Here is a 6,377-nt window from a genome sequence, read left to right on the forward strand (position 1 = left end):
GAGACAATGGATCAATCCATTCGATATTCGATTATCATTCCGGTTTATAACGAAGAAGCGGTTGTGCATGAAACTTATCGTCGGCTGACAGAGGTCATGAAGGGCATCGGCGAACCATATGAATTGTTGTTCGTCAACGATGGTAGCCGGGATCGGACGGCGGAATTGGTCGAAACGTTCGCCGAATCGGACGGGTGCGTGAAGTTGTTGGATTTATCGCGCAACTTCGGGCATCAAATAGCGATCACCGCGGGCATGGATTATGCCCGTGGGGACGCCATTGTGATTATCGACGCCGATTTGCAAGACCCGCCCGAGCTGATCCCGCAAATGATCGAGAAATGGGAGGAAGGCTATGAAGTCGTCTATGCCAAGCGCGCCAAACGGAAAGGGGAGACGCTGTTCAAAAAATGGACCGCTTCCATGTTCTACCGCACGCTTAACGCGTTGACGGAAGTGGACATTCCGCTTGACACCGGCGACTTCCGCCTGATGGACCGGAAAGTTGTCGATGCCATGCGCAGCATCCGGGAGAAAAACCGCTTTGTCCGCGGGCTGGTCAGCTGGGTGGGCTTTCGTCAAACCGCGATCGAGTTTGTTCGGGAAGAACGATTTGCGGGCGAAACCAAATACCCGCTGAAGAAAATGCTGCGCTTCTCAATGGACGGGATCACCTCTTTCTCCTATAAACCGTTGAAATTGGCCACCTATCTCGGTTTTGCGATTTCGTTTGCCAGTTTTGCCTATCTGGTCATCTCGTTGGGGCAAAAATTGTTCACCACCAGCACCGTGGCCGGATGGGCGTCGCTCATTGCCTGCGTGTTGCTCTTGAACGGCGTGATCCTCATCATCTTGGGGATTCTCGGGGAATATGTCGGCAGAATTTACGATGAGACGAAGAACCGACCGCTCTATATTCTGCGGAACAGTGAAAGGGCAAACCCTGAAGAGGTGAACTTGAGTGTTCAACAATAAACCCAGAACCGTTCAGTTCCTGCGATTTTGCGCAGTAGGTTCGGGGAATACGGCAGTGGATTTTGCCACCTTCTATCTTCTGACTTTAGGCGGGGCACCGGCTCTGTTTGCCCAGGTGCTTTCCTATTCGGCTGGTGTCGCGAACAGTTACTGGCTAAATCGAAAATGGACGTTCCGGGTCGCGCGCAAAGCCAATGCCTTGGAGGTTGCCAAGTTTATCTTGGTGAACGGGGTTTCTTTGCTGATATCATCTGGCCTGCTTTTCATCTTGCGCGACATGAGCCATCTCGATCTTTGGCTCAGCAAGCTTGCGGCCACAGGGGGCGGCATGGTTGTGAACTTTATGGGAAGCCGCCTCTGGGTATTCATCGAGGATCAAAATACGAGGAGTGAACTTTCATGAAAATCAAAAAGGCGGTTATCCCGGCGGCGGGATTGGGCACCCGATTCCTTCCCGCCACGAAAGCGCAGCCGAAAGAAATGTTGCCGATCGTCGATAAGCCAGCCATTCAATATATTGTGGAAGAAGCCGTTCAATCCGGCATTGAAAGCATCATTATCGTGACTGGGCGAAACAAACGGTCCATTGAAGATCATTTTGATCGATCCGTCGAGTTGGAACAGACACTGCTGGAGAAAGGAAAATCGGATATTCTGAAAGAGTTGAGGGAGATCGCCAATATCGCCAAGATTCACTATATCAGACAAAAAGAACCGTTGGGATTGGGCCATGCCATTTTATGCGCCCAACAATTTATCGGAGATGAGCCTTTTGCCGTCCTCTTGGGCGACGATATCATGGTGTCGGAGAAACCGGCATTGCGGCAACTGATCGATGTGTTTGAAGAACATCGCACGGAAGTGGTCGGGGTGCAAACCGTTAAACCGGCGGAAGTGAGCAAATATGGCATCATTGATTTCCGCAAGCAACAAGGAAATCTCTATGAGGTTCACGATTTGATAGAAAAACCGTCCCTTGAAGAAGCGCCATCCCAAATCGCGATCATGGGGCGATACATTTTAAGGCCTTCCATCTTTCCGATTTTGCAGACGATCGGCAGAGGGGCCGGGAATGAAATCCAATTAACCGACGCCTTGCGGGAAATCTGTCAGAAGCAACCGATCCATGCCCTGGAGTTGGAAGGGAACCGCTATGACATCGGAGACAAATTGGGCTATTTGAAAGCCAGCACAGAAATGGGATTGCAACGTGAAGAAATGAGAGGGCCGCTTTTGTCATACTTGGAGCATGTGTTGAAAAGAGAAAGGGAGAGAGGGGTTTTACTATGAAGTCCGTATTGGTGACGGGGGGAGCCGGTTATATTGGCAGTCATACCGTGCTGGAGCTAAGAAAGCAAAACATCAATGTGGTCGTGTTGGACAATTTATCCACTGGGCACCGAGAGGCTGTCCAAACGCCCTATTTTTATAAAGGAGACATTGCGGATGATGGATTGGTGAGGGAGATTATCCACAAGCATCATATCGATGCGGTGATCCATTTCGCGGCCAAAAGTTTGGTGTCCGAATCCGTCCAAAAACCGGAGCTTTATTTCAGGGAAAATGCAATGAAATCCTGTTCATTTTTCGAAAATGTGATTGGCGAGGGAATCCGTCGCATCGTTTTTTCGTCAACCGCGGCGGTGTATGGATCGGCTCATCACCAGCCGATCAAAGAGACGGATGTTTTGCAACCGGTCAATCCTTACGGGGAATCCAAGTTAATGATCGAAAAGGTTTTGCAGTGGATGGGGAAGGTCCATGATGTGAAATGGATCGCCCTGCGCTATTTCAATGCGGCCGGCGCCTCCCTTGATGGACGAATCGGAGAGGATCACGAACCGGAAAGCCATCTCCTTCCCCTTGTGTTGCAGGCGGCCTTGGGCAAGCGGGAATGTGTCTCCATTTATGGTGACGACTACCCCACTCACGATGGGACTTGCATTCGGGATTACATCCATGTCTTAGATTTGGCCCAAGCCCATGTGCTGGCTCTCCGCGCTCTCTATGAAGGCCATCCCAAGCAAAACGTTTATAATGTGGGGACGGGTTTCGGCCACTCCGTCAAAGACATCATTGACACATCTGAACGGATAACGCAAAGAAAGATAACCAGAAAGGTGGATCAACGGAGAGCAGGAGATCCACCAGTGCTTGTGGCCGACAGCCAAAGCCTTCAAGAACATTTGGGATGGAAACCGAGATACAGCGATTTGCGAACCATTATCCAAAGTGCTTGGGAGTGGCATAAAGCCCATCCAAATGGCTATGGAAAAACGGTTGATTTCACTTGAATGGGTGACGGATCGTCACAGCTTATCGATAAAACGGCAGAAGGGGTTTTATCCCCTTCTGCCGTTTATGCGGAAAATGGGTCATGGGAATAGATTGAGAGGGGCATGAAAATGTCGATATTCGATAATAAGCTTAAGATAGGTTTGTGTTTGGTCCTTGTCACATCCATCTTATTAAGTTTTTATTCCATATGGAATGTTGATGGCGATTCTGCATCTATGCCAAATCATATGCCGCAGCAAGGTTTCCGGGAAAGAAACAATTTCTCCAATGAGAGAAATCAACTTTCTCCCGGCAAGGCGTTTTCCCCAGATTCCCCTCAGGAGAAGGCTCCTCCTGGCGGAAACATGTCTCCACCAAACGGGAAGGTGCCTTCGTCAAGTGGAAATGCGCCTTCACCGAATGGGTATATGTTCAGGGGCACCGCCAATTCAGAACCTATGACGCAACGTTCCTTACCTTATACAGTGTACTCTTTTTTGGATTATTTGCTGCCGCTTACTACCTGTATGCTCGCAAAACCATAAAAATCCAGAATGGCAATAAAAAGATTGCATTATGGACCTTATTGGGGGTGGGGCTTTTCTTGAGAATCGCTGTCGCTCCGTGGATCGACGGGCATCCAGGTGACATGAATTTCTTCAAAAACTGGGCAACTTCCGCGGCCAAAGATCTCAGCGGATTTTATATCAACGGTTCCAGCGATTACCCTCCTTTTTACATCTACATTTTGTATTTGGTAGGCAAAATCGCGTCCGTTCCCGCCATGAGTCCTTATTTTACCCTGCTTTTGAGACTCCACACGGCTGAAGCCGTGGGATTCTTGGGTAGTTAATGTCCTCAATCCATTTCTGCTTTGGACAACTCCCAATTTCAGGGCTGTCTCATCAGCCCGTCCCATGCAGTTCTACAACTCATGTTGCATGTACCCACATGGGCGGAACGCCTGTTACCAGCGTTCTAGCTCCGTTTCACCCACTCTCATGATTTTACCCAGTGGGAGAGATTGGTTCGCCACTGGAACCCCATATCATGACGTACAGAGGGAACAAAACCCACTACCAGTGAGATGAGCACCGCTCATGTGTTTGATTGTACTGAAAATTGTTTCTCTTAGCAATCCCATAAAGGGATTACCGAGCAACGCCGACTTTCATCCCACGATTGAAACCGTGGGCTTTCAGTCAGCAAAAATCTGTAAAACTGCCGTCCATCTTGGCCGACATTGCCACCGCGTACCTGATTTACTGGTTGGCCGACAAGGTTCTCCCTTCAAAAATCAGTCTTTTGGCAGCGGCATTTTATATCTTCAATCCGGCCATTTTTATAAATTCCACTTTCTGGGGGCAGGTGGATTCATTCTTTACGTTACTTGTTGTTTTGGCCGTCTTCATGATATCGGAGAAAAAGGTGAGCTTGTCCGCCGGGCTTTTTGCCGCCGCTGTGCTCATGAAGCCGCAAGGAATCATTTTTCTTCCCGTGCTTTTCTTCGAACTCGTGAGGTTGAAAAGTGTCAAACACTTTTTTGGCAACGGCCGTTACTGGTTTGGGCACTGCGCTGGTCATCGTACTTCCGTTTTCGTTTGGCCAGGAGCCGCTGTGGACGTTTAAGCTCTTTTCCGGCACGATCGGAGAATATCCCTATGCCTCCGTGAATGCATTCAACTTCTACAGTCTTCTCGGGGCAAACTATGCGGCGGATTCGGCTACGCTGTTTGTATTCAGTTATCATACCTGGGGCATGATTTTCATCGTGATGATTACGGCCTATGCGTAGTTCATCTATATCAAAGGGCGCAGCGCAAAATTTGCCGCTGTTGCGGCGCTTCTTCAGATTGCCGGTGTATTCACATTTTCCACCAGCATGCACGAAAGGTACCTGTTCCCCGCCGCTGCCTTGTCTCTGTTAGCTTTTGTCCATCTCAGGGACAAAAGACTGCTTTGGTTATCCGCCGGATTCAGCGCGACCATTTTTGTCAACAACCATGCTGTTTTATATGGGTTGTTCGGCGGCTCGTCGGGTATGCCTTACAATGTTGCGCTGATCGTGACTTCGCTTTTGAATGTCGTCTTCTTCATTTACCTTGTCAAAGTGGCATGGGACATCGCTGTGAGAAACAAAACATGGACATCCCCGAAAAGCAAATGGGCATGGAACCAATCCATTTAGATGTCCTCATTGTTTCCGCCTTAGCCATTCTTCAGTAGTTTAAGCACAATCTCATTGATTTTTTATGCAATTGTCATTTTTCAATGATTTGGAGTGTCATGCTCACTCATGATAGGTGTAGGATGGAGATGAAGAAACAGAGAGACAAGGAGAGGATCTTGATGGAAAAGGCACTGATTTTAAGCGGTGGTTGGGAAGGGCATCAGCCGGTTGAGGTGGGGGAGATTCTGGCGGAGTTGCTCCGTAAGGAAGGGTTTGCAGTGGAACATGCGACGGAGCAGGAGGTATTAGCGGATCAGGAGAAAGTGCGACAGCTTGACTTGATCATTCCCAACTGGTCCATGGGCACGATGAAGCCGGAGTGGATGGGCCATCTTTTGGAAGCGGTCCGAAGCGGGGTGGGCGTGGCCGGGCTTCATGGCGGCATGGGCGACGCTTTCCGCAATGACAGGGAGTACCAATTTATGGTGGGGGGCCAATTTGTCGCGCATCCGGGCAATGACGGCGTGACTTATCCGGTCATCATCGAGAACCGTGATCACCCCATCATGCAGGGGATTGGGGATTTCACTATCACTTCCGAACAATATTACATGCATGTGGACCCAGCCATTCAGGTCTTGGCGACAACGCGGTTCGGTGACGTGGTTATGCCGGTCGTGTGGACGAAGAAGTACGGCGAGGGGAAAGTGTTTTACTGTTCGCTGGGGCATGATGTGGATATTGTGAATTTGCCGGTGGTGCGGACGATCATGGCGCGGGGCATGATTTGGGCGGCTAGGTAACGTTATTCCTCAAAAATATAAAATGAGATATTAAAAATATCGAATTATTCATTCGATAGGAAATATAGAAAAGAGAGTCCCACATATGAGACTGATGCAAAAGCAAAACATGATTTGTAAAAGTGCCTTCGGGCACTTTTTTTGTTACACTG

General features: G+C 49.1%; 9 protein-coding genes. All 9 read left to right on the top strand.

From position 1 onward, the window contains the following. Window positions 1-6: 6 nt before the first annotated feature. The 9 genes from ACFQNG_RS12120 to ACFQNG_RS12160 all read left to right on the top strand — a co-directional run bounded on the left by ACFQNG_RS12120 (window position 7) and on the right by ACFQNG_RS12160 (window position 6,225). Window positions 7-975, top strand: a complete 969-nt coding sequence (locus ACFQNG_RS12120; protein WP_379865329.1) for a glycosyltransferase family 2 protein — start codon at window positions 7-9, stop codon at window positions 973-975. After that, window positions 962-1,378, top strand: a complete 417-nt coding sequence (locus ACFQNG_RS12125; RefSeq protein ID WP_379865331.1) for a GtrA family protein — start codon at window positions 962-964, stop codon at window positions 1,376-1,378. Before ACFQNG_RS12120 ends, ACFQNG_RS12125 begins: the two co-directional genes overlap by 14 nt. Next, the gene (gene galU, locus ACFQNG_RS12130) at window positions 1,375-2,265 is read left to right on the top strand and encodes a UTP--glucose-1-phosphate uridylyltransferase GalU (RefSeq protein WP_379865332.1); all 891 of its coding nucleotides are present in this window, start codon (window positions 1,375-1,377) and stop codon (window positions 2,263-2,265) included. Before ACFQNG_RS12125 ends, galU begins: the two co-directional genes overlap by 4 nt. Continuing rightward, entirely contained in the window at window positions 2,262-3,269 is a 1,008-nt protein-coding gene (gene galE, locus ACFQNG_RS12135; RefSeq protein ID WP_379865334.1) for a UDP-glucose 4-epimerase GalE, read from the top strand. Before galU ends, galE begins: the two co-directional genes overlap by 4 nt. Window positions 3,270-3,856: 587 nt before the next feature. Then, on the top strand, window positions 3,857-4,105 hold the full coding sequence (locus ACFQNG_RS12140) for a hypothetical protein (RefSeq protein WP_379865335.1): 249 nt from the start codon (window positions 3,857-3,859) through the stop codon (window positions 4,103-4,105). Between the two features lie 380 nt (window positions 4,106-4,485). Beyond that, window positions 4,486-4,881, top strand: a complete 396-nt coding sequence (locus ACFQNG_RS12145; RefSeq protein WP_379865337.1) for a glycosyltransferase 87 family protein — start codon at window positions 4,486-4,488, stop codon at window positions 4,879-4,881. Then, window positions 4,781-5,047, top strand: coding sequence for a hypothetical protein (locus tag ACFQNG_RS12150; RefSeq protein ID WP_379865343.1), 267 nt, complete (start codon window positions 4,781-4,783; stop codon window positions 5,045-5,047). The genes ACFQNG_RS12145 and ACFQNG_RS12150 overlap by 101 nt, the downstream gene beginning before the upstream one ends. A gap of 246 nt (window positions 5,048-5,293) precedes the next feature. Beyond that, entirely contained in the window at window positions 5,294-5,440 is a 147-nt protein-coding gene (locus ACFQNG_RS12155; RefSeq protein WP_379865339.1) for a hypothetical protein, read from the top strand. 161 nt (window positions 5,441-5,601) lie between these two features. Continuing rightward, window positions 5,602-6,225, top strand: coding sequence for a ThuA domain-containing protein (locus ACFQNG_RS12160; protein WP_379865341.1), 624 nt, complete (start codon window positions 5,602-5,604; stop codon window positions 6,223-6,225). The last annotated feature ends 152 nt before the right edge of the window (window positions 6,226-6,377 follow it).

The sequence above is a fragment of the Laceyella putida genome (assembly GCF_042665195.1).
Lineage (GTDB): Bacteria > Bacillota > Bacilli > Thermoactinomycetales > Thermoactinomycetaceae > Laceyella > Laceyella putida.